This is a genomic window from Pseudomonas sp. NPDC096950 (assembly GCF_044762525.1).
Classification (GTDB): domain Bacteria; phylum Pseudomonadota; class Gammaproteobacteria; order Pseudomonadales; family Pseudomonadaceae; genus Aquipseudomonas.
In genome coordinates, this window is record NZ_JBIWEL010000002.1 from 353,751 (window position 1) to 373,686 (window position 19,936).

Annotated in this window: 23 protein-coding genes and 1 pseudogene; 15 read left to right on the forward strand and 9 right to left on the reverse strand. The window is 56.6% G+C overall.

Annotation, left to right across the window (positions count from 1 at the left end):
• Position 1 precedes the first annotated feature (1 nt).
• The 8 genes and pseudogenes from ACIQY3_RS06035 to ACIQY3_RS06070 all read left to right on the forward strand — a co-directional run bounded on the left by ACIQY3_RS06035 (position 2) and on the right by ACIQY3_RS06070 (position 4,850).
• Positions 2–238, forward strand: coding sequence for a hypothetical protein (locus tag ACIQY3_RS06035; protein WP_403017992.1), 237 nt, complete (start codon positions 2–4; stop codon positions 236–238).
• Between the two features lie 178 nt (positions 239–416).
• Complete coding sequence (locus tag ACIQY3_RS06040; RefSeq protein ID WP_403017993.1) at positions 417–977, forward strand: hypothetical protein; 561 nt, start codon at positions 417–419, stop codon at positions 975–977.
• A gap of 194 nt (positions 978–1,171) precedes the next feature.
• The gene (locus tag ACIQY3_RS06045) at positions 1,172–1,348 is read left to right on the forward strand and encodes a hypothetical protein (RefSeq protein WP_403017994.1); all 177 of its coding nucleotides are present in this window, start codon (positions 1,172–1,174) and stop codon (positions 1,346–1,348) included.
• Between the two features lie 47 nt (positions 1,349–1,395).
• A pseudogene (locus tag ACIQY3_RS06050) lies at positions 1,396–1,554 on the forward strand (hypothetical protein); the annotation flags it as partial.
• 515 nt (positions 1,555–2,069) lie between these two features.
• Positions 2,070–2,312: a hypothetical protein gene (locus ACIQY3_RS06055; RefSeq protein WP_403017995.1), complete on the forward strand. Its 243-nt coding sequence runs from the start codon at positions 2,070–2,072 to the stop codon at positions 2,310–2,312.
• Between the two features lie 194 nt (positions 2,313–2,506).
• Positions 2,507–2,743 (forward strand): hypothetical protein, encoded by a 237-nt coding sequence (locus tag ACIQY3_RS06060; protein ID WP_403017996.1) that lies wholly within the window; start codon positions 2,507–2,509, stop codon positions 2,741–2,743.
• Between the two features lie 290 nt (positions 2,744–3,033).
• Positions 3,034–3,600 (forward strand): hypothetical protein, encoded by a 567-nt coding sequence (locus ACIQY3_RS06065; RefSeq protein ID WP_403017997.1) that lies wholly within the window; start codon positions 3,034–3,036, stop codon positions 3,598–3,600.
• Between the two features lie 341 nt (positions 3,601–3,941).
• Positions 3,942–4,850: a LysR family transcriptional regulator gene (locus ACIQY3_RS06070; protein ID WP_403017998.1), complete on the forward strand. Its 909-nt coding sequence runs from the start codon at positions 3,942–3,944 to the stop codon at positions 4,848–4,850.
• Positions 4,851–5,016: 166 nt separating this feature from the next.
• On the opposite strand, the gene ACIQY3_RS06075 is transcribed toward ACIQY3_RS06070, so the two are convergent.
• The gene (locus ACIQY3_RS06075) at positions 5,017–5,751 is read right to left on the reverse strand and encodes a DUF899 domain-containing protein (RefSeq protein ID WP_403017999.1); all 735 of its coding nucleotides are present in this window, start codon (positions 5,749–5,751) and stop codon (positions 5,017–5,019) included.
• A 175-nt stretch (positions 5,752–5,926) separates the two neighbouring features.
• Here ACIQY3_RS06075 and ACIQY3_RS06080 point away from each other — a divergent pair, with 175 nt between their 5' ends.
• Entirely contained in the window at positions 5,927–6,316 is a 390-nt protein-coding gene (locus ACIQY3_RS06080; RefSeq protein ID WP_403018000.1) for a transcriptional regulator, read from the forward strand.
• A gap of 126 nt (positions 6,317–6,442) precedes the next feature.
• Here the strand turns inward: ACIQY3_RS06080 and ACIQY3_RS06085 are convergent, their stop codons facing one another.
• The 3 genes from ACIQY3_RS06085 to ACIQY3_RS06095 all read right to left on the reverse strand — a co-directional run bounded on the left by ACIQY3_RS06085 (position 6,443) and on the right by ACIQY3_RS06095 (position 8,508).
• The gene (locus ACIQY3_RS06085) at positions 6,443–7,312 is read right to left on the reverse strand and encodes a DUF6279 family lipoprotein (RefSeq protein WP_403018001.1); all 870 of its coding nucleotides are present in this window, start codon (positions 7,310–7,312) and stop codon (positions 6,443–6,445) included.
• Between the two features lie 78 nt (positions 7,313–7,390).
• A complete protein-coding gene (locus ACIQY3_RS06090) occupies positions 7,391–8,110 on the reverse strand; it encodes a TorF family putative porin (RefSeq protein ID WP_403018002.1) in 720 nt (239 codons plus the stop codon).
• Between the two features lie 209 nt (positions 8,111–8,319).
• The gene (locus ACIQY3_RS06095; RefSeq protein WP_017337097.1) at positions 8,320–8,508 is read right to left on the reverse strand and encodes a hypothetical protein; all 189 of its coding nucleotides are present in this window, start codon (positions 8,506–8,508) and stop codon (positions 8,320–8,322) included.
• Positions 8,509–8,859: 351 nt separating this feature from the next.
• On the opposite strand from ACIQY3_RS06095, the gene ACIQY3_RS06100 reads away from it, so the two are divergent.
• From ACIQY3_RS06100 to ACIQY3_RS06115, 4 genes are all read left to right on the forward strand, one after another.
• Positions 8,860–9,696, forward strand: coding sequence for a S1 RNA-binding domain-containing protein (locus ACIQY3_RS06100; RefSeq protein WP_403018003.1), 837 nt, complete (start codon positions 8,860–8,862; stop codon positions 9,694–9,696).
• Positions 9,697–9,742: 46 nt separating this feature from the next.
• Positions 9,743–10,135, forward strand: a complete 393-nt coding sequence (locus ACIQY3_RS06105; protein ID WP_403018004.1) for a DUF2177 family protein — start codon at positions 9,743–9,745, stop codon at positions 10,133–10,135.
• A gap of 365 nt (positions 10,136–10,500) precedes the next feature.
• A complete protein-coding gene (locus ACIQY3_RS06110; RefSeq protein ID WP_403018005.1) occupies positions 10,501–11,946 on the forward strand; it encodes an NCS1 family nucleobase:cation symporter-1 in 1,446 nt (481 codons plus the stop codon).
• A 253-nt stretch (positions 11,947–12,199) separates the two neighbouring features.
• The gene (locus ACIQY3_RS06115; protein ID WP_403018006.1) at positions 12,200–13,132 is read left to right on the forward strand and encodes a DMT family transporter; all 933 of its coding nucleotides are present in this window, start codon (positions 12,200–12,202) and stop codon (positions 13,130–13,132) included.
• On the opposite strand, the gene ACIQY3_RS06120 is transcribed toward ACIQY3_RS06115, so the two are convergent.
• Positions 13,077–14,255, reverse strand: coding sequence for an MFS transporter (locus ACIQY3_RS06120; RefSeq protein WP_403018007.1), 1,179 nt, complete (start codon positions 14,253–14,255; stop codon positions 13,077–13,079). The two genes, ACIQY3_RS06115 and ACIQY3_RS06120, sit on opposite strands and share 56 nt — an antisense overlap.
• A gap of 103 nt (positions 14,256–14,358) precedes the next feature.
• Here ACIQY3_RS06120 and ACIQY3_RS06125 point away from each other — a divergent pair, with 103 nt between their 5' ends.
• Together ACIQY3_RS06125 and ACIQY3_RS06130 are read left to right on the forward strand one after the other, a co-directional pair.
• The gene (locus tag ACIQY3_RS06125) at positions 14,359–15,252 is read left to right on the forward strand and encodes a LysR substrate-binding domain-containing protein (protein WP_403018008.1); all 894 of its coding nucleotides are present in this window, start codon (positions 14,359–14,361) and stop codon (positions 15,250–15,252) included.
• Positions 15,253–15,391: 139 nt separating this feature from the next.
• A complete protein-coding gene (locus ACIQY3_RS06130; RefSeq protein ID WP_007914492.1) occupies positions 15,392–15,520 on the forward strand; it encodes a PA1414 family protein in 129 nt (42 codons plus the stop codon).
• 189 nt (positions 15,521–15,709) lie between these two features.
• Here the strand turns inward: ACIQY3_RS06130 and ACIQY3_RS06135 are convergent, their stop codons facing one another.
• The 4 genes from ACIQY3_RS06135 to ACIQY3_RS06150 form a co-directional block, all read right to left on the reverse strand.
• The gene (locus ACIQY3_RS06135; protein WP_403018009.1) at positions 15,710–15,961 is read right to left on the reverse strand and encodes an acyl carrier protein; all 252 of its coding nucleotides are present in this window, start codon (positions 15,959–15,961) and stop codon (positions 15,710–15,712) included.
• 54 nt (positions 15,962–16,015) lie between these two features.
• Positions 16,016–16,741, reverse strand: a complete 726-nt coding sequence (locus tag ACIQY3_RS06140; protein ID WP_403018010.1) for an MBL fold metallo-hydrolase — start codon at positions 16,739–16,741, stop codon at positions 16,016–16,018.
• Between the two features lie 84 nt (positions 16,742–16,825).
• On the reverse strand, positions 16,826–18,205 hold the full coding sequence (locus ACIQY3_RS06145; protein ID WP_403018011.1) for a sodium:solute symporter: 1,380 nt from the start codon (positions 18,203–18,205) through the stop codon (positions 16,826–16,828).
• A gap of 168 nt (positions 18,206–18,373) precedes the next feature.
• Positions 18,374–19,891, reverse strand: a complete 1,518-nt coding sequence (locus tag ACIQY3_RS06150; protein ID WP_403018012.1) for a purine-cytosine permease family protein — start codon at positions 19,889–19,891, stop codon at positions 18,374–18,376.
• Positions 19,892–19,936 lie beyond the last annotated feature (45 nt).

The following is a 19,936-nucleotide window of genomic DNA, read 5'->3' on the forward strand; positions in this document are numbered from 1 at the left end:
TATGGCGTTTTATATAGAGATGGATAAAGTAGCCGAAACGAAAGAGTATGTTGAATATACGTTTGGCCGGAATTCGGATGTTGGATTGATTCGAATGGATAAAGATGGTGAATCTATTCGCGTGCTGAAAGAGTGCCCTCTAGATAAAAATGGAGCGTGGTCAAAAAGAGCTGCAACAAAATTAGTGCGTCTTTGGAGGGAAGGTCATTTTCCTGATAAGACGGAGTGGGCTTCCTGAAGAAATAGAAGTAGAAATGGAAAAAAGGGCGCCGTTAGCCAGCCTTAAATCAAGGCTAAGGTAAGACTCGCGAGTGGGCAGGTAGAAAAGAACGGGTTTATTTTATTTGGCATGGCAGGAAAATAGATTTTTCTTCTTCGTTTTCCACCGGGCATACCTTTAATAAGGATATTCAGAAGTGAAAAGAACTCCACTGTTAATACTAGCCCTGATTCTCACCTTGTCAGGCTGCCATTCCAACGTCAGGGACTCCTCCCCCAGCCTGCTGAAAGACGGCATCCAGCTACGCCAAAACACGGTAGCTGTCGATGCGCAGCACGCCAAGGTCATCATGAAAGCGTCGGGTAACACATTTCCAGTCGAGTTCTCGGTCCGCCGTGCAGCCGATCCTGACCAGAGAATGGAAGTGCTAGGGACCGTGGTGGACTCTGGCCAAGGCAAGGTGTTCGGCTGGATCGCCAAACTTAACGAAGTGGCCAATAGCGCGGCGGTTAAACGCTTTCCGCAGTTGGAAGTACAAGCCGATGCCGATAAGTCTTTTGAGGTGTCGGGATATTCGAATGGTAGAGACGCCGGCGGCAATTATAGTTGCGGCCCGCTGAAGAACACTTTTACGCCAGAACGAAGCAAGGTCTATCTGGTGGAGTTCCAGTTTGTGGGGCAGGGCTGTGAGCAGCATGTTTACGATGTGACCCTGCCTGAGCAGCGTGTTCCCGTGACGAGCGTACCTGCTGCATAAAAGGGCTCTTCTATTGTTCATGACATAAAACGGGCGACCCAAAAGGTCGCCCGTTTTTATTCACCCCGCGACCTGCGCCCGCAGCCGCCGACCAATCACATCCATCAAATCACAAGCATCACGCAACGGTTCCTGAGACAGGGTTAAACTCTATCAACCCTATTGTATCCACCAACGTTAGGCGGATTGAAGAGTTGGCACTTGATCCTGATACTCAGAAAATTGCGTTGCACGAAGGTCAGGCAGCTGTTCAGCTAGAGAATACTTTTGGCAGTACCTTGAAACGAATGGAGCCAATTCTTGGGCAACCGAATCCAGACTTCGTGTTTGTTGATGGACCTTATGCAGGGAAAACCGTTGACTTTATGTGAACTGATGCCAGCAGGGTTGAACCGCTTAATAAGTTTTTGTTAATAATGCAAAAACTAATTATGAGCAGTTGATAAAGCATATTGATAAGGCAGATATAGTTCCTCTGGATTACAGAGACTTGACGCTTGATAATCAAAGGCTAGTGACAAGCTGGATTGAGGGATTGCCCGCAGCATCGAAAGATAAAATACTGATTTTGAGGTGACGCATGGGAATGTATATAGCAATCGGTGATGGGGTGGGCTGGCTACGTCAAGAGGAGTATTTGATTGTATCGTAGACGGGACGAGAGACAGATTTGGAATCGAGCATGGTGCGTGTGCGCATAAAATATATTCGCCTTTAGATGAGCAAGGACAAAGTTTTATTGTCTTGACCGATGTGGAAGCGAATTGTTTCAATGTTTTTTATCATTGCTGTGAAGAAGCAATGGTGATTTTTCCTGAGAGTAATGTTGGAAAACTGGTGCCTGCGGGTCACATTGAAGGGGTACTGTGGAACTGGTCTGAAGCTCTAAGGTTGATGCGCGGGGATTCTAGGTTTCAAGAATTGGTGTAAGTTAAAAATCAAACTGTCGAGCGTGCCTCTGTGCATAATTGAGCGCTTCGTTAGGCGTGAAAAATGAGGAGATGAAAAAATGGACGGATTTATTTGTACGGCAGCGACTAAAAATAAATCTTCCCTTCTATTCTTAAACTGGTTAATTGCACTGGAGTATTTATGCTTGAGGGTATAAACGAAGATAAACTGCCGTGTGAGGTTTTCAGAGAATTAATAAGTGTTGATAGCACCCTTGGTAATGTACGGCTTAGCGAGCTTTTTCATGAAGAGTTTATCGAGGTGGATAGCTTGGCCCTGCAGCTTATCTGGCATTGGCGGGGGCCAGGAAAAACTGAAGGAATAAGTGACGAATCACTAAACGCTGAGCTGTTGGCAATGTTGAAGAAGGCAGGTTATTTGTAGGGGGAAAGGAGGGGGGATTTACCTTTTTTGGGCTATGCAATAAATGGGCGGGATTATTTTTTTTGCTATGTAATGGCCAGAAGTAAATCTGGCCAATTTTTGATCCCGATTTTTGCCATAAGTTTGCAATGGTGTTGCTCATGTTAAAATACAGTTGCGATATCCGAGTCCACTAGGAAATGGAGGGGAGTTGTATGGCGTTTTATATGGAAATGGATAAAGTCGCAGAAACGAAAGAGTATGTTGAATACACGTTTGGCCGGAATTTGGATGTTGGATTGATTCGGATAGATAAAGATGGTGAGTCTATTCGTCTACTGAAAGAGTGCCCTCTGGATAAAAATGGAGCGTGGTCAAAAAGAGCTGCAACAAAATTAGTGCGTCTTTGGAGGGAGGGTCATTTTCCTGATAAGACGGAGTGGGCTTCCTGAAATAGAAATAGGGCACCGTTAGCCAGCCTTAAGTCAAGGCTAAGGTGCGACTCGCGAGTAGGCAGGTAGAAAAGAACGGGTTTATTTTATTTGGCATGGCCGGAAAAATAGATCTTCTACTTTGTTTTCCACCGGGCAAATGAACGACATGGTTTGAAGATTGCGAATCATGTGTAAATGCTGATCCCTTGGCGTAAACTGCAAGCCAGGGAGCTTTAGACACAATTCAATGTATCGAATAAGCTTGCTTTGAATGCCTGGACAGACCAGAAATTATTTTTGAGTATGATATGAGTATCTTTAGTTGGAGTGCACCTATAGTTCCTGGTGTGACATTGGCTGGTATCGAGTTAGGCTCTGATCTTGAAGATTTTAAAGCTTTGATCAAGGTGTACTGTATTGATTTTGTAAGTGGTCTCTACAAGTTTCCAGAGGCGCCGCTGTTTTTGCTTGAAGTTAATGAGCAGCAGGGTCGAGTATATTTTAAGTTTGCTGTTGCTGACGTTGCCCTTACCGGCTGGTACTGCCAGTTTCCCGAATCGAAGCTGGTTTCATCTGAGACAAGAGCATTGGTAGTTGGATTTTTAGATAAAAAAGTATCTAGTGTTTCTGTCTGGATGTTTGATTACTTCGATGTGTTGGGGGATAAAAAACTCACATATTCGTATCAAGGCCTTTTGGCAGACGGTACTCGACTTGGTTCGAGAATGGATGTGGCCGCTTCTTTCTATGAACTGGTTTATGATGAGGCGGAAGAGTGGTTTTATGAGAAGTCTGGTGGAGTAGTCCTCGGTGGAGGGGGAGGGGACTTGGAGGACTTTAAGGATCAAGAAGTAGCTATGATCATGGTTGTTTAGACTGTGGAAAATGGTGAAGAATGGGCTGGCTTATTTGTTTGTTTATATAGCGGCCAAAAAGTCAACCTGTCCTTTTTTTGTAGTTATAGTTACGGCCCGCTGAAGAGCGCTTTCACCAGAACGAAGCAAGGTCTATTTGGTGGAGTTCCAGTTTGTGGGTGAGGGGTGTGAGCAACATGTTTACGATGTGAGCCAGCCTGAGCAGCGTATTCCCGTGATGAGCGTTCCGGCTGCGTGAAGGGGGATTTTCATTTACCTCGCGTCGCTGTAAATCTCAAAGGAGTGGGATTGTTTCAACAATGCGTTAGTATCGGTCCGACTTATTAAGGAACCCATACATAATGCGAGGCAGTGAATACGCCCAGCTTCGGGCCTTTGTCGCGGTGGTCGAGCACGGCAGTTTCGTGCGGGCGGCGGCTCATTTGGGGATGTCGGCATCGGCGTTGAGTCAGACCATCCGCCAACTGGAAGAGCGGCTGGACGTGCGCCTGCTCAACCGCACCACCCGCAGCGTGTCGCCCAGCGATGCCGGCGCGCGGTTGTTGTTGCGGCTGCAACCGGCGCTCAACGAAGTGGACGCGGCGCTGGCCGGGGTCACGCAAACGCCGGGTACGCCGCCCAGCGGTCGACTGCGCATCAATGCGCCACGGATTGCGGCGATTCATTATCTGGCGCCTTTGATTGGTCCGTTCCTGAACACTTATCCCGGCGTGAGTCTCGACATCGTCACCGACGAGCGTTTGGTGGATATGGTCGCGGGTGGTTTCGACGTCGGGATCCGGCTTGGCGAAAGTCTCGATCAGGACATGATCGCCGTGGAGTTGAGCGGGCATCTGGAAATGATGGTCGTGGCGTCACCGGCGTATATCGAGCAATTCGGCACGCCGCACACGCCGCATGATTTGAGCGAGCATCAATGCCTGTCCTATCGCTGGCCCACAGACGGCAGTCTGTATCGCTGGGAGTTTGAGCGTGCCGGTGAACGGCTGGCGATTTCGGTGAATGGTCCGCTGGTGGTCACGGAGCCGGAAATGCTCACTCGCGTGGCGCTTGAAGGGGCGGGGATTGCGTATCTGTTTGAGCATCAGGTGCGGGAGCACATTACTTCCGGGCGGCTGGTGCATCTGCTGCCGGAGTGGACGCCGGCGTTTCCGGGTTTTTACCTTTATTACCCGAGTCAGCGGCAGATGTCCCCGGCATTGCGGGCGTTTGTGGATTTTGTGAAGAAGCCGATGCCACCGGATTCCTGACCTCGAATAATGGGGGAGAGAGCTTGCTCGCGATAGCGGTGTATCAGTCGCCATCGATGTTGAAAGTTAGTCCGTCATCGCGAGCAAGCCCGCTCCCACAAGGTAATGCATTCCACTGTGGGAGCGAGCCTGCTCGCGAATAGCCGCCGCACCTCGGCCCTCGAAATTATCCCCCATGACAGCAACTGGACGACCCCTTGTCGTCGTATTTGTCGTGGTGTTTCACCCACTCCATGATTTCCTCTTCATTGCGGCCCTTGGGCGTAAGGTCGAGGTAGTTGTAGGCGCCGACCAGCAGGTCCAGGCCTCGTTCATAGCTGGAATAGGTGTGGAAGATCTCGCCGGCGGGGTTGCGATAAAACACGCTGAGGCCGGGGAGTTCTTCTTCGGTCCACGGGTTTTTTTCGTAGTTGTAGGTCGCCGTTCCGGCCGCGATGTCTTCGGCTCGGGCCGAGACGCCAAAGTCGTAGTTGAAATCACAACCGTCTGACGACACCCAGTCGAATTTCCAGCCCATGCGCCGCTTGAAGGCCTGGAATTCGGCGAACGGTGCGTGGGAAACCGCCACCACCGCCACGTCATGGTGGGCCAGGTGCAGGTTGGCGCCGTCGATGTGGTCGGACAGGAACGAGCAGCCGGTGCAGCCTGCGTCCCAGCCTTTGGCGAACATGAAGTGATAGATGATGAGTTGGCTGTTGTCGCCGAATAGATCGGCCAGTTTCAATTCGCCGTTCGGGCCCTGGAAGCGATAGTCCTTGTCGATTTTTACCCAGGGCAAGGCGCGGCGCTCAGCGCTGAGTCTGTCGCGTTCCTTGGTGAAGGCTTTTTCGTGTGTCAGGTGTTGCTTGCGGGCGGCGAGCCATTCTTCTCGCGAGACGACGGGATGATTCTGAACGTTCATTGGGTTTTCTCCTGCGGGATGCTGGGAGTTGGCTTACACAGCCTAGTCGTTCGGCCTGTGGGAAATTCGACATACCACCGGTCGGTACCGTTCAAAACCTCGGCTGAACGGCTACCCGCGCCGTCGGTCACAACCTATGAAGGCCATCACACACTCTGGCTTGGAGGTTGAAAGGATGACGACTTATAACTGGGATTTGATCGAACGCTTGCTGCACGAAGTGCAGCACGGTGAGGGCAGCTACACGCCTCGGGCCTACGCCGAGCAGTACGCGGCGGAGAAAGCGTCGGAAGGCGAGCAGACTGAGAACCTGGATCACCTGAAAGCGGTGGCCGGCGAGTACGAAAAGTTACTGCTGGAACGCGGTTATATCGAGCCCCGGCCGGAAGAGCAGGGCGGCAGCGGCTCGAACTACATTTTGACGCAGCGAGGATCGAGTTTGTTGAGCCTGATCGACAGCAGCATTCCGGGGAATGATCATCCGCGCCAAGTGCTGGATGAGCAGCAGGATGCGCTGGATGAAGTGACGTTCGATCAGGTGGCGTCGAAAGCGCAGATCGCCTGAAGAACACCGCAAAACTAATGTGGGAGCGGGCTTGCTCGCGAAAGCGTCGTCTCAGTCGATATCAATGTTGACTGACATGACGCCTTCGCGAGCAAGCCCGCTCCCACAGTTGGATTTGTGTTGAGTTCAGCCTTGTTTAACGGCTTTCAGGCATTTCAAATCATTGAAGTCCTTCCTCACCCCATCAATCTTCTTCAACAACCGCTGCCGCTGCTCCGGCGTGCTTTCGGCCATCAAATCCACCAACAGTCCCCGGGCCTGTGCCTCGGTGTTGGCGTAGGCCTGGCGGTAAGCCGGTGTCCATAAACTCTCACGATTGACCAGAAGCATCTCGATCCGCTGTGGGAATTCTGCACTCTGGCGCTGCGCAACGGCCGCGCTGAATTGCTTCTGCCAATGCACGCGGTTGGCGATCCATTGTTGATTCTGGTCGCCCAAGGCTTTTGACCACGCCGTCACCCGTTGCTGCTGGGTCGGGCTGAGCGGTCCGAGCCAGTCATTCAGGCGTTTGTCCATGCGCTCGCCACGGTCCTTGATTTGCTGATCCAGGGATGGCTTGAGGTAGTCCTCCTGGCGTTTGCGCTGATCCTTGGCGAAGGCGTCGTTCATCTCCGCCACTTGCTGGTCATTCAGTCCTTGCAGCAATTCGATGGCCGACGGGGTGATCTCCTTGGCAGTCTGGGCGATGGCTTGCTTGGCTTCCTGGGTGCGGGCCTTGAGCGCCTCGTCGGTGACCTGATTGGTTTCGACCATCGCCTGCAACCGGTCCAGCCAATCGAGGTAACCCGGCAGTTGGGTGGTGCAGTGCCAGCTCAGGTGTTCCTTGAGGCGTTCGTTGAACCAGCCTTTTTGCTCGCCGTTCATGTCCAGGTAGTCGCTGAGCGTCCACGGAATGATCACGTCGAGGTTGCGGTAGGCCAGGCCCATGCGGCTGCAGGCGCCGAGGGCCAGGGTGATGGTCAGCAGTAGAGCAACGCGTTTAAACCAGCGCGACATGGGCGAGTCCTTGCGAAGCCTGGCTTCTTTAAAGGTGTCTCTATGTGAACGCAAGATAAGCCCGGCAGTTCAAGCCGATCAATAGAAGGCGCGTTCGGCCTTGAGGGTGACCAGCCCGTCGCATTGGCTGTTGTGCCCGGAGTAGGCGGAACAATCGCTGCCGCTGAGGTTGGAGTCGCTGTAGATCAGGTCCAGGTCGACGCCCATGAACGCGCGGGATAGTTGCAGCGACCAGTCGGTGAAACTGCCGATTGCACCACCGTCGACCGACACCGGCGTGTTGAGCTGGTGGGTGGTGTATTTCATGCTGATCCCGATGCCGAACGGCTGGTTACCACCGAGGTCGGCGAACACGGTGCTGTTCTGTTTGTCGGGGTCGTTGCTGAAGGCGGCGCCGAAACGGCTGCCGAGAAAGGTCAGGCCACCGAATAGCTCCTGGCTGTCGAGGGTGTCCACTTTCGGATAGCTGTAATGGATCATGCCGACTTCGTAGCCGAGGGTTTTATCGAAGGGTTGCTTGAAGCCCATGTAGGAATCGACTTCGAGGTTGCTGCCTGGGCTCAAGCCCATGCTCGGCGACCATTGGCCCACATAGAAGCCGCTGTCATGGCTCAGGTCGAGACCACCGTGGAACGAGCCGGTGCTGGAAGGCTTGACCAACCCTTGGGCCATGCTGCGGCTCGGGGTAGTGCCGAGCTTGAGGTCGAAGTCGCCCAACTCGCGCTGGAAAATTTGCGCGTTGGCACTCGAGCACGACAGCAGGAGGGCGCCGAGCAATAGATAGGAGGGTTTGAGCATGCGTCACTCCATGACCGCGAGGAAGCAGGAACCGAAATCTGCTGAAACGCTTAATCTAGACGTGTGCAAGCATACCGGCGAATGCTCGGCATTGAGGGCCGTTCGTCGATTTCTGAAAAATATTGATGGGTTTTGCGAGGTGTTGCGAGGAGGTTCCAGTCCAAGCGCTTCGACGTTCAAAGCGCTTACGGACCAGTTAAAGCAGGGTGTTACTTCTTGCCGAGCGTGATTTGCTTCGACGGGCCGAATGTCTGGCCGCTGACGCCTTTGGCAATTTGCTGGATCTCGCCACCGGACTTGAGGAAAGCAGCGATCTGGTTGTTGATCGATTCGCTGGTTTCAACGGCTGGAGCTGGCTTTGCTTTGCTGTTGGATGCTTTTACACGCATGGCGGCCATTAACCTGTAGAAAATTAACTTGGCCAAGCATCGTACAGGAAATACTTGACAATTGCTTGGTAAATATCCCCCTGAAATAACCAAGGCAATCACTCGATTATTCACAAGTTATTGTCCGAATTACCCGGCTAAGCTGCTGTTTTAAATAAGAAGATGGGCAGTGAAAACGCACCTTGAGCTCGACGGAGGCTGACTCGGGGCGCAGGATCCGTCTGACGAGCGGCTGCAAGCCCGTCGACAAACCCAGGAAAATCAAGGCTTGCAGAGGATTTTCTCGCGCCACCGGGCCGGCCGGCGAACGCGGCTCGCAAAACCGGGTAGAATGCCGCCCACGCAATGAGGGTATTGGAAATGGCTTTAGTCGGGCGCTACAACAGTTTGCAAGTGGTTAAACACACTAACTTCGGTTTATATCTGGACGGTGGCGCGGACGGTGAAATCCTTCTGCCCAATCGTTATATCCCTAAAGATATTCCCAGCGAAGATGAAGATTGGCTCAACGTTTTTGTTTATCTGGACAGCGATGACAAACTTATCGCTACTACCGAAACGCCGAAAGTTCAGGTCGGTGAATTCGCCAGTTTGAAAGTCGTTGAAGTCAACAGCATCGGCGTGTTCCTGGATTGGGGCCTGCCGAAGGACCTGTTGCTGCCGTACTCCGAAGAAAAACGCCAGATGACCGCCGGCGAGTATGTGGTGGTGCACGTCTACCTCGACAAGCACACCCGCCGCATCACCGCGACCGCGCGCCTGGACCGCTACCTGGACAAGACCCCGGCCAACTACACCCCGGGCCAGGAAGTTGACCTGCTGGTGGCCGAAGCGACCGACATGGGTTTCAAGGCGATCATCAACAACAAGCACTGGGGCTTGATCCACAAGAACGAAATCTTCAAGTTCATGCGCGCCGGTAAAGAAGAGAAGGGCTTCATTAAAGAAGTTCGTACCGACGGCAAGATCAGCCTGAGCCTGCAACCAGTCGGCGAAGAAGCGGCTACCAGCCTGAACTCGAAGATCCTCACCAAGTTGCGCGATAACAACGGCACCCTGCCGATCAGCGACAAGAGCGATCCGACCCTGATCAGCAGCATGTTCGGCGTCAGCAAAGGCAACTTCAAGAAGGCCATCGGCGCGTTGTACAAGAACGGCCAGATTGTCATTCATGCGGATCGCATTGAACTAAGCTGACCGCGCACTGGCCCCATGTAAATCGATGACATGGGGTTGGACTGCGATGAAAAAGGCTCTCCTGGCTTACGCTGGCACCTTGCTGGCGTTTCTCGTGCTCGACGGCCTCTGGCTCGGCGTGCTGATGGCGCCGACCTACCGCGCGCTGCTCGGCCCGCTGATGCTCGACCAACCGCTGCTGGCCCCGGCAGCGTTGTTCTACCTCCTTTATGTCTTCGGTTGTGTGGTGTTTGTGGTATTGCCGGCGCTGAGCTGGCAACGGGCCGCTCGCCTGGGGGCGTTGTTGGGGTTGGTGGCTTATGGCACTTATGACTTGAGCAACTGGGCGACGCTGAATGGGTGGTCGGCGGGGTTGGCGGTGATGGATATGGCGTGGGGTACTTTTGCGACGTGTGTGGCTTGCACTGTCGGGCATTGGGTTGCGCGTAGGGTGCGGTGATTTGAGTTGTCTGTGATGACGTCTTCGCGAGCAAGCCCGCTCCCACAGGGGATTTGCGTGAGATGAAGATTTTCAGCCAAACATAAATTCTCTGTGGGGGCGGGCTTGCTCGCGAATTGACTGCGCAGCAGTCACCCATTCCAGTTGTATACATAAAACTTTGCACCGTTAGCAGGCGCCTGCGCCCTGTTCATGGGCATTCGTTGCCCGAAAACCGATCTGAAACCTATCCCCCCGCCGCTTGAAAGCCGTGTTCTGTCACATGTTAAACGCCTATGGCACGCATTCTGCGTAGCAACTCGTATACAAACGATGCCGGCTCCCGTACGCAGTGCGGTGGGTCGGTTCTGACGAGGAGCCCCGCGATGACCGAGCAAGTGCCCAACGGCTATAGCCCCCGCCTGTATAACCAGGATCTGGGGCCGCTGCCGCAGAAATGGAATTGGTACAACATCTTCGCTTTCTGGATGAGCGACGTGCACAGCGTTGGTGGTTATGTGTTCGCCGCCAGCCTGTTTGCCCTTGGGCTGGCGAGTTGGCAGGTGTTGATCGCGTTGCTCGGCGGGATCTGCATCGTGCAGTTGATCGCCAACCTGGTGGCTAAGCCGAGCCAGCAAGCGGCGGTGCCGTATCCGGTGATCTGCCGGTTGGCGTTCGGCGTGTTCGGCGCGAATATTCCTGCGGTCATTCGTGGCCTTATCGCGGTGGCTTGGTACGGGATTCAGACCTACCTGGCGTCCAGTGCGCTGATCATTGTCGTCTTGCGGTTTTTTCCTACGATGGCAGCCTACGCCGAACCGCACTTTGCCGGTTTGTCCTACCTGGGCTGGTTCGGTTTCCTCAGTTTGTGGTTCGTCCAGGCGCTGGTGTTCTGGACTGGGATGGAATCGATCCGTCGTTTCATCGATTGGGCAGGACCCGTGGTGTACGGCGTGATGTTCATGCTCGCCGGCTGGATCGTCTGGCAGGCCGGTTGGAGCAATATCAGCTTCACCCTCGCGGAAAAATCCCTCTCTGGCTGGGAAGCTTTCGGACAAGTCATCGTCGCGACGGCGCTGGTGGTGTCGTACTTTTCCGGGCCAACCCTGAATTTCGGCGATTTCAGTCGCTATTGCCGCAGCATGGCGGACGTGCGTCGCGGCAATTTCTGGGGCCTGCCGGTGAATTTTCTGGCGTTCTCGCTGGTGACGGTGGTGATCGTCTCCGGCACCTTGCCGGTGTTCGGTGAAATGCTCCACGACCCGATTGCCACGGTGGCGCGCATCGACAACAGCGTGGCGGTGCTGCTCGGTGCTTTCGCCTTCGTCACCGCGACCATCGGCATCAACATCGTCGCCAACTTCGTGTCCCCGGCGTTCGACTTCGCCAACGTCGCCCCGAGCAAAATCAGCTGGCGTGCCGGTGGCATGATTGCCGCCGTGGCGTCGATCTTCATCACCCCGTGGAACCTGTTCAACAACCCTGAAGTGATCCATTACACACTTGATGTACTCGCGGCGTTTATCGGTCCGTTGTTCGGGATTCTGCTGGTGGATTACTACCTGATCAAAAAGCAGCAGATCGATGTGGATGCGTTGTTCGATGACGGACCGAGCGGTAAGTATTACTACAGCGGTGGGGTCAACTGGACGGCAGTCAAGGCACTGATTCCAGCCACGTTGATGGGCGTCGCGATCACCTTCACGCCAGTGCTGCAACCGATGGCCAACTTTGCCTGGTTCACCGGTTGCTTCCTCGGCGGTGCGATTTACTTCGTTTTGGCTTGGCGTGAGCAAACTCGGCCCACGGTCGCGATGGTGACCACTGGCTAAACGCAGTCCATTGTGGGAGCGGGCTTGCTCGCGAAAGCGGTCTGTCATTCAACAACAATGTTGAATGTAATGGCCTCTTCGCGAGCAAGCCCGCTCCCACAGGATTGTCTTTGCTCGGTATATCTCTTACAGGCGGCATTTTCTGGCCATCTGGTTAATAATCGACAGCATAATTTTTCGCCCCAGCCTTGAGCTGGGGCTTTGCTTTTTACTGTCGAGTCACTGCCATGGATTGTGTTTTCGAGGTGTTCCGGTGAGCGCCACCCGGCGTAGCGCCGATGGGTTTGCCCTGCAAGTGATGCTCGGGCTGTGCCTGATCTGGGGCGTGCAGCAGGTGATGATCAAATGGGCGGCGCCGGACATTGCACCGGTCATGCAAGCCGCCGGGCGTTCGGGCATTTCTGCGTTGCTTGTAGGACTTCTCATCTGCTGGAAGGGTGGTTGGGATCAAGTCAGCCATACGTGGCGCGGTGGACTACTGGCCGGCGCGTTGTTTGGTCTGGAGTTCTTCTTTATTTCCGAAGGCCTGCAATTGACCACCGCCGCGCACATGTCGGTGTTCCTCTACACCGCGCCGATCTTCACCGCGTTGGGCGTCCATTGGCTGTTGCCGAGCGAGCGTTTAAGACCGGTGCAATGGCTGGGGATTTTTCTCGCGTTTGTCGGGATCGCCATCGCGTTTGCCGGCGGCGTGTCCTGGGACAATCTCGACCATCGCATGTTGATGGGCGATGCGTTGGGCGTTCTGGCCGGTGCCTCGTGGGGCGCGACCACGGTGGTGGTGCGAGCCTCGCGGCTGTCGGAAGCACCGGTGACCCTGACCTTGTTCTATCAATTGATCGTCGGTTTTGTCGGCCTGTTGCTGATCGCGGTCCTCAGCGGCCAGGTCTCCCACGTCAGCCTGACCACGGTGGCGGTGGCCAGCGTGCTGTTCCAGGGTTTGGTGGTGTCGTTCTTCAGTTACCTGACTTGGTTCTGGCTGTTGCGCCGCTATCTGGCGGCGAACCTGGCAGTATTTTCGTTCATGACGCCGCTGTTCGGCGTCACGTTCGGCGTGGTGTTACTGGGGGAAGACCTGAGCCTCAACTTCGTGATCGGCGCGGTGCTGGTGCTGCTCGGCATCACTTTTGTCAGCGCTGAGCAGTGGGTGCGCCGTCGTTTACGCAGAGCCCTCGGCCAGCACTGAGCGGGCCCAGCAGCAAACCGCCTGCGATCAGCAAGCCGCTGCCGGCGACGATCAGCGCAGGTTGCAGGCCACCGCTGAAATGGCTGCTGGTTGCTGCCAACAAAGGCCCGGCGAGTTGTCCCACGGCAAAGCACGCGGTCAGCAATCCGGCATTGCGCTGAGTGGCGTGGGGTGCCAGTTCCCGGGAGCGTTGCATCACCAGTTGCATGCAGGCCAGGAACGGCGTGCCACACAGGATAACGCCCAGCGCCAAGCCCGGGCCGCTGCCCAGCAAGCAGGCGAACACCCCGGCGGCTTGCAACCACAACGTCGCCATCAGCCAATGCCGCGTGGCATTCGGGTTATGTCGACGCAAACTCACCAGCACCACGCCAATCGCTGCCGCAAGGCCGAAGCATGGCCAGAACAGATCCGCCATCCATTGACCATGGAACTGCGCGTTGGCCATTTGCGAGAGGAACGTGGCCGGGATGATGTAGCCCAAGCCGTACAAACCATAGATCAGCCCTAAACGACCGATGCCCTGATTGCCTGATGTATTGACGGTCGGTGCGGCTACTGCGGCAGTCGGTTGCGGCAGGAAGGGCAGAATCCCCAGCAGCATTACCAGCGCAACAGCGGCGTACACCAGCCACAACGTTGCGGAAGTTTGCCCCAACAGGTGTGAGCCCAAGGCCAACAACCCCGTCAGAAAAATCCCCAAACCCGGTCCGGCAAATACCAACGCACCCAGCCGTGGGCGCCCGGCCGCCGCAGCCAATGGCTGGCTCAACGCAGTGATCATCACCAACACCCAGGCGCTGGCCACGCCGGTGCCAAAGCGCAGCAGCAGATGGGACCAAAAGCCGTTGGCCCAGAACGACGCCAGGGTCAGCAGCACACACAGCCACAATCCACCCAGCAACCGCAGGCGAACGTGGTGATGACGACGAGCGAACATCGCGTCCACCGCGCCAACGAAGTAACCGAGGTAGTTGGCCGCCGCAATCAGACCGGCGGCAGTCAGGTCGATCTGGCCTTCGCTGAGCAGGTGCGGCAGTTGCGGCGTCAGGGCGAAACGCCCGATGCCCATGGCCATCATCAAGGCGATGAAGCTGGCGGTTAAGCGAATCAGAGGGGACATGGTCTGAATTCCAGCAGAGGATCAATGACCGTCAGGCTAGGACTGATTGACTTTCTTTTAAAATGAATAATAGTGAGTAACTTGTTCTGATTAGGAGAAAGGTGTGGAATTCAGCCAATTGCGGATTTTCCAGGCTGTTGCGCAAGAGGGTTCCATCACTCGCGCTGCCGAACGCCTGCACCGGGTGCCGTCGAACCTGTCGACCCGCCTTAAACAACTGGAAGAGCAACTCGGCGTCGAACTTTTCCTGCGTGAGCGTCAGCGTTTGCAGTTATCACCTGCGGGAAAAGTCCTGCTGGACTACACCGCCAAGCTGTTTGCCCTGCACGACGAAGCCAGTGCGGCGGTGCAGGGCGGGCAACCGGCCGGTGACTTCGTGCTCGGCACCATGTACAGCACGGCCGCTATCCACCTTCCGGGGCTGTTGGCGCGCTACCACCGCACCTATCCGGCGGTGAACCTGCAAGTGCAGTCCGGCCCCAGCGGTGAATTGCTCGAAGGCTTGCTCACCGGGCGGCTCGATGCGGCATTGGTGGACGGTCCGCTGCAACTGGCGGGCCTTGACGGCGTGCCGTTGTGCGACGAACGGCTGGTGCTGATCAGCGAGGCCGATCACCCGCCGATCCTCAGCGCGATGGATGTGCAAGGGCGCTCGGTGTTCACCTTTCGCCAAGGCTGTTCCTACCGGATGCGCCTGGAAGCCTGGTTCGCCCATTACCACGCGGCGATGGGCCGGGCGATAGAGATCGAGTCTTATCCGGGAATGCTCGCCTGCGTGATCGCCGGCTCGGGTGTGGCGCTGATGTCGGAGTCGATGCTCGCCAGCCTGCCGGGCCGCGAAAGCGTGGCGGTGCATCCGTTGGCCGAACCGTTTGCCAGCGCCACCACTTGGTTGATGTGGCGCAAAGGCATGGTGGGGGCGAATCTGAACGCCTGGCTTGAGCAGCAACAAATGGTCTATCCGACGGTGCCGAGCCAGGCGCTGGCGACGGCTTGAACTATTGGTCAGGTATTTTGATCAATTCAGTAACAGATCATTGCGATCTTGGGCGAGCATTGCGTAGGACTTCGGACTATTATCAGTGCGAAGTGGCTACAGAATTTTGGCCACTCGGCACTACCCTGAAGGGGGCACCATGAAAGAGAAAATCCAAAACTGGCTGCACGACCTGGGTGTCGCACTCGGTTTGATCGAACCGCCTCTGCAACCTGTGCCTATTCGCACTGACGACGAACAGCGCCGACGCCAGCAGCGTCGCCGGTAAATTGCGGACGGTGCCTGCGGCGAGCGTTGTGGCGAGGGGGCTTGCCCCCCGTCCGGCTGCGCAGCAGTCGTAGATAGGCCAACATGGTCTGCCTGATACAACCGGGGTGAATGGTTTCGGGGCTGCTCCGCAGCCCAACGGGGGCAAGCCCCCTCGCCACAGTTTCTCGGCTGTACTTGGCAATCCCTCTCAATGCCGTCCGATCCTCACTAAAAACCGACTCAAATCCTCCGCCGTCCTGGCGTCCTTGAGCATCCGGTCTTCTTCCGCCGTAAACGCCGTCAACCCCAACTCATCTTCCAGATGGAAGATCAATTCTTCGATATCTTCTTTATCCAGGCCCAACTGCGCCAGGCTGGCGTTGTCGTCGAAGTCATCCTGACGTTCCAGCAGGCGGCTGATGAAACGGTGCACGGCAGCGCGAACGGCGGCTCTGGTCATAGTCGTTCTTCGAGGGCGTTATTGTTGTTTTCCCTTGGCTGAGTACAGCAGGCTTCAGCCGTGGGAGCGCTGCCACTCGTCAATCATCGTGCGCAAATGTTCCCCGGAGAAACTGCCGAAATGCCCGCCATGCACCGTTCGGATCGGCAGCGCGTGCAAGCGTTGCAAACTGCGGGCGTAGTCGTCGAGGTTGGAATGGTAGGCGTCTTCGATCAGCGGGCCGTCGTAGATGATGTCGCCGCTGAACAAGGTCTCGGTGGCCGCTTCATACAGGCTGATGCCGCCCGGCGAATGCCCTGGCGTGTGCAGCACTTGCAGCACGCGATCCCCTAGGTCCAGCACATCGCCTTCTTCAATCATCCCGGTGGCTGGCGCAGCTTTGACCCGGTATTCGGCGTAGCACAACGGGCAGTCAGGATGCGCTTCGAACATCTCGTCGCCGACAAACGCCGTGCTCAAGGTGTTCTCGCCATCGGGCTCGGCGAGGATTTGCGCTTCGGCCGGGTGCACCAGCCGTTCGGAAAATTCGTGATGCCCGGCGATGTGGTCGAAATGGCAATGACTGGCCACCGCCACCAGCGGCCGCTCGGTGATCCACGGCAATTGCTCGCGCAAGCTCACCAGCCCGGAACCGCTGTCCAGCAGCAAGTCCTTGTCGCGGCCCTGGATGTGCCAGAGGTTGCAGCGGTAGAAGGGCCGGATGTAAGGCTCGTGAATCAGGCGGATGCCGTCGGCCAGGGTTTTGACCTCGAACCACTGATCGCGAGAAACAATCTTCATAACGGTTTTCTCCAGACGAAAAAAAACGGGTGTGGCAACCGACGCCACACCCGTCGAAGAAAGCATCAGTTCTTTATAGAAAGCTTAGACGGCGCTCGCCACCACGGCCGGGCGACGGGACATCAGGCTGACCAGCACAAAGCTCACCAAGCCCACGCCGAGGCTGTAATAGATCGGGGAGTTGGCATCCAGGCCATCCTTGTACATGAACACCAGCGCTGTGGCGAAGCCCATGCCCATGCTGGCGATAGCGCCGGCGGTGGTCGCGCGTTTCCAGAAGATCGCACCGATCAACGGGATCAGCATGCCGCCTACCAACAGGTTGTACGCCAGGGTCAGGGCGCTGATCACGTCGTTGACTACCAGGGCGATGCCGAGCACCACCAGGCCAGTCAAGAGGGTGAACAGGCGGTTCATGCCCAGGCTCGACTGTTTACCGCCACGCAGTTTTGGCAGAAGGTCTTCGGTCAGGGTGGTGGCCGCGGCGAGCAGGCCGGCGCTGGCGGTGGACATCATCGCAGCTAGGGCCGCAGCGATCACCAGGCCACGGATACCGTCCGGCAGGGACAGCTTAACGATGGCGGCGAAGGCGTTGTTGACGTTGTCCAGGTCCGGGATCAGCACGTGAGCGGCCATGCCGATCAGGGCGCAGGCCAGTCCGTAAAGGATGCAGTAGAAGCCTGCGAACGTACCGGCGACTTGAGCCACTTTGGCGCTCTTGACGGTGAACACACGTTGCCAGATGTCCTGGCCGATCAGGATGCCGAAGAAGTAGATCATGAAATAGGTGATGATCGTGTCCCAGCCGATGGTGGTGAAGCTGAAGGCGCTCGCCGGCAGTTTCAACACCAACTCATCCCAGCCGCCGACGCGATACATGCAGATCGGCAACAGGATGAACATCAGGCCCACGGTCTTGATCACGAACTGGACGATGTCGGTCAGGGTCAGCGACCACATGCCGCCGATCGCCGAGTAGATCACCACCACGCCACCGCCGAGCAGTACCGAAATCCAGAACGGCAGGCCGAACAGCACTTGCAGCACGGTGCCGATTGCCAGGATCGAGACCACGCCGATCATCAGCGCGTACGCCAGCATGATCACCGCGCTCGCCGAGCGGGCCATCGGGTTGTAGCGTTTTTCCAGGACCTGGGTAACGGTGTAGATCTTCAGTTTCAGCAGCGGTTTGGCGAGGAACAGGTTCAGCGCCACGATCCCGCAACCCAGTGCGGCGCACAGCCAGAAACCGGAGATGCCATGCACGTAGCCCAAACGCACGGTGCCGACGGTGGACGCGCCGCCCAGTACGGTGGCGGCCATGGTGCCCATGTACAGGCTCGGGCCGAGGTTACGACCGGCGACCAAAAAGTCTTCGTTGGTCTTGGCTTTGCGCATGCCGTAATAGCCGAGTATCAGCATCGCGGCGGCGTAGATGAGTACGACGAATAAATCCAATGCCATGATGGCGTGTCTCCAATTGTCTTTTTTATGGTGAAACAAAGGTGTTTCTGTGGGGCTGCTCTCTGTGGGAGCGGGCTTGCTCGCGAAGGCGTCGGTACATTCAACATCAATGTGACTGACAGTCCGCTTTCGCGAGCAAGCCCGCTCCCACAGGGGTAATGCGTTGAATCAGGCGGCTTGGCGCAACGCCGGTTTACCGAGCGAGTCCGTGCCCTTACTACGCGCATCCTGCGGCCCAAACACTTCCCGCGGTTCCGGGAACAGGCTCAGCAATGTCAGGTACACCAGCGAAGCCAGGCCCAGGGTCACCGGCAGGCTGATGTCGATGCCACCGGCCAGATCGCCCAGCACACCGACGAACTGCCCCGGCAGGTTCACGAAGCACAGGCCGACCAGTGCACTCGGGATCCACGCACCCAGGCCACGCCAGTTCCACCCGTGGGTGAACCAGTAGCGGCCACCTTTCTCGCCACGGGTGAACACCTGCAGGTCATCCGGGCAGTAGAAGCCGCGACGTACCACCAGGCCGATGATCATGATCACCATCCATGGGGTGGTGCAGGTGATGATCAGCACGGCGAAGGTCGACACGCTCTGCACAAGGTTCGCCGCAAAGCGCCCGATGAAGATGAAGGCAATCGACATCACACCGATCAGCAACGTCGCCTTGACCCGCGACAGCACCCGTGGGAACACGCTGGACATGTCCAGCCCGGTGCCATACAGCGAGGTGGTGCCGGTGGACATGCCGCCGATTACCGCGATCAGGCACACCGGCAGGAAGAACCAGCTCGGCGAAACGGCCAGCAGACCGCCGACGTAGTTGTTGGCCGCGATGTAGTCCGGTGCCTTGATCGCCACGATGGTCGCGGTGGCCAGGCCGAACAGGAACGGGATGAAGGTCGCGATCTGCGAGATGACCACTGCCGCCATGATCCGGCCTTTTGGCGTGTCGCGCGGGATGTAGCGCGACCAGTCACCGAGGAACGCACCGAAGGAAATCGGGTTGCTCATGGCCACCAGCGCCGCGCCGATGAACGCAGCCCAGAACCCTGGTTGCCCCATGCTGACGGTGCCGGCGTAGTTCACATCGAAGGGACCTGCGAACGCGAAGATGCCCAGCAGGAACAACAGGCTGGCGCTCCACACCGCGATCTTGTTGACCCACAGCAGGAAGCGGAAGCCGTAGATGCACACGGTCAGCACCAGAATCGCGAACAGACCGTAGGCCAGGCCCAGGGTCAGGTCGGTTTCCGGCAGGCCGATCAGGCGTTTGGCGCCACCGATCAACGCATCCCCCGAACTCCACACCGAGAGCGAGAAGAAGGCGATGGCGGTCAGCAGCGACAGGAACGAACCGACGATCCGCCCGTGCACGCCGAAGTGTGCACCGGAAGACACGGCGTTGTTGGTGCCGTTGATCGGGCCGAACAGGCCCATCGGCGCGAGGATCAGCGAACCCAGCAGTACGCCCAGCACAATCGCCCAGACACCGGCCTGGAACGAGAGGCCGAACAGCACCGGGAAACTGCCGAGCACGGCGGTGGCAAAGGTGTTGGAACCGCCGAAGATCATCCGGAACAAGTCCGTCGGGCCTGCGGTGCGTTCGCTGTCCGGGATCTGTTCGACCCCGTAAGTTTCAATTTGCGTAAGGCTTTGGTCTTTGTCTTTGTTGTTGTTATTCATGATCAGCTCCGATCATAAAGGCGCGCTCATCGTGTGTGAGCGTCA

Bases quoted from the DNA above. Each gene is read 5' to 3' on its own strand.
- ACIQY3_RS06035 (WP_403017992.1), top strand. From the start codon at position 2: ATGGCGTTTTATATAGAGATGGATAAAGTAGCCGAAACGAAAGAGTAT.
- ACIQY3_RS06055 (WP_403017995.1), top strand. From the start codon at position 2,070: ATGCTTGAGGGTATAAACGAAGATAAACTGCCGTGTGAGGTTTTCAGA.
- ACIQY3_RS06060 (WP_403017996.1), top strand. From the start codon at position 2,507: ATGGCGTTTTATATGGAAATGGATAAAGTCGCAGAAACGAAAGAGTAT.
- ACIQY3_RS06065 (WP_403017997.1), top strand. From the start codon at position 3,034: ATGAGTATCTTTAGTTGGAGTGCACCTATAGTTCCTGGTGTGACATTG.
- ACIQY3_RS06070 (WP_403017998.1), top strand. From the start codon at position 3,942: ATGCGAGGCAGTGAATACGCCCAGCTTCGGGCCTTTGTCGCGGTGGTC.
- ACIQY3_RS06075 (WP_403017999.1), bottom strand. From the start codon at position 5,751: ATGAACGTTCAGAATCATCCCGTCGTCTCGCGAGAAGAATGGCTCGCC.
- ACIQY3_RS06080 (WP_403018000.1), top strand. From the start codon at position 5,927: ATGACGACTTATAACTGGGATTTGATCGAACGCTTGCTGCACGAAGTG.
- ACIQY3_RS06085 (WP_403018001.1), bottom strand. From the start codon at position 7,312: ATGTCGCGCTGGTTTAAACGCGTTGCTCTACTGCTGACCATCACCCTG.
- ACIQY3_RS06090 (WP_403018002.1), bottom strand. From the start codon at position 8,110: ATGCTCAAACCCTCCTATCTATTGCTCGGCGCCCTCCTGCTGTCGTGC.
- ACIQY3_RS06095 (WP_017337097.1), bottom strand. From the start codon at position 8,508: ATGGCCGCCATGCGTGTAAAAGCATCCAACAGCAAAGCAAAGCCAGCT.
- ACIQY3_RS06100 (WP_403018003.1), top strand. From the start codon at position 8,860: ATGGCTTTAGTCGGGCGCTACAACAGTTTGCAAGTGGTTAAACACACT.
- ACIQY3_RS06105 (WP_403018004.1), top strand. From the start codon at position 9,743: ATGAAAAAGGCTCTCCTGGCTTACGCTGGCACCTTGCTGGCGTTTCTC.
- ACIQY3_RS06110 (WP_403018005.1), top strand. From the start codon at position 10,501: ATGACCGAGCAAGTGCCCAACGGCTATAGCCCCCGCCTGTATAACCAG.
- ACIQY3_RS06120 (WP_403018007.1), bottom strand. From the start codon at position 14,255: ATGTCCCCTCTGATTCGCTTAACCGCCAGCTTCATCGCCTTGATGATG.
- ACIQY3_RS06130 (WP_007914492.1), top strand. From the start codon at position 15,392: ATGAAAGAGAAAATCCAAAACTGGCTGCACGACCTGGGTGTCGCACTC.
- ACIQY3_RS06135 (WP_403018009.1), bottom strand. From the start codon at position 15,961: ATGACCAGAGCCGCCGTTCGCGCTGCCGTGCACCGTTTCATCAGCCGC.
- ACIQY3_RS06140 (WP_403018010.1), bottom strand. From the start codon at position 16,741: ATGAAGATTGTTTCTCGCGATCAGTGGTTCGAGGTCAAAACCCTGGCC.
- ACIQY3_RS06145 (WP_403018011.1), bottom strand. From the start codon at position 18,205: ATGGCATTGGATTTATTCGTCGTACTCATCTACGCCGCCGCGATGCTG.
- ACIQY3_RS06150 (WP_403018012.1), bottom strand. From the start codon at position 19,891: ATGAATAACAACAACAAAGACAAAGACCAAAGCCTTACGCAAATTGAA.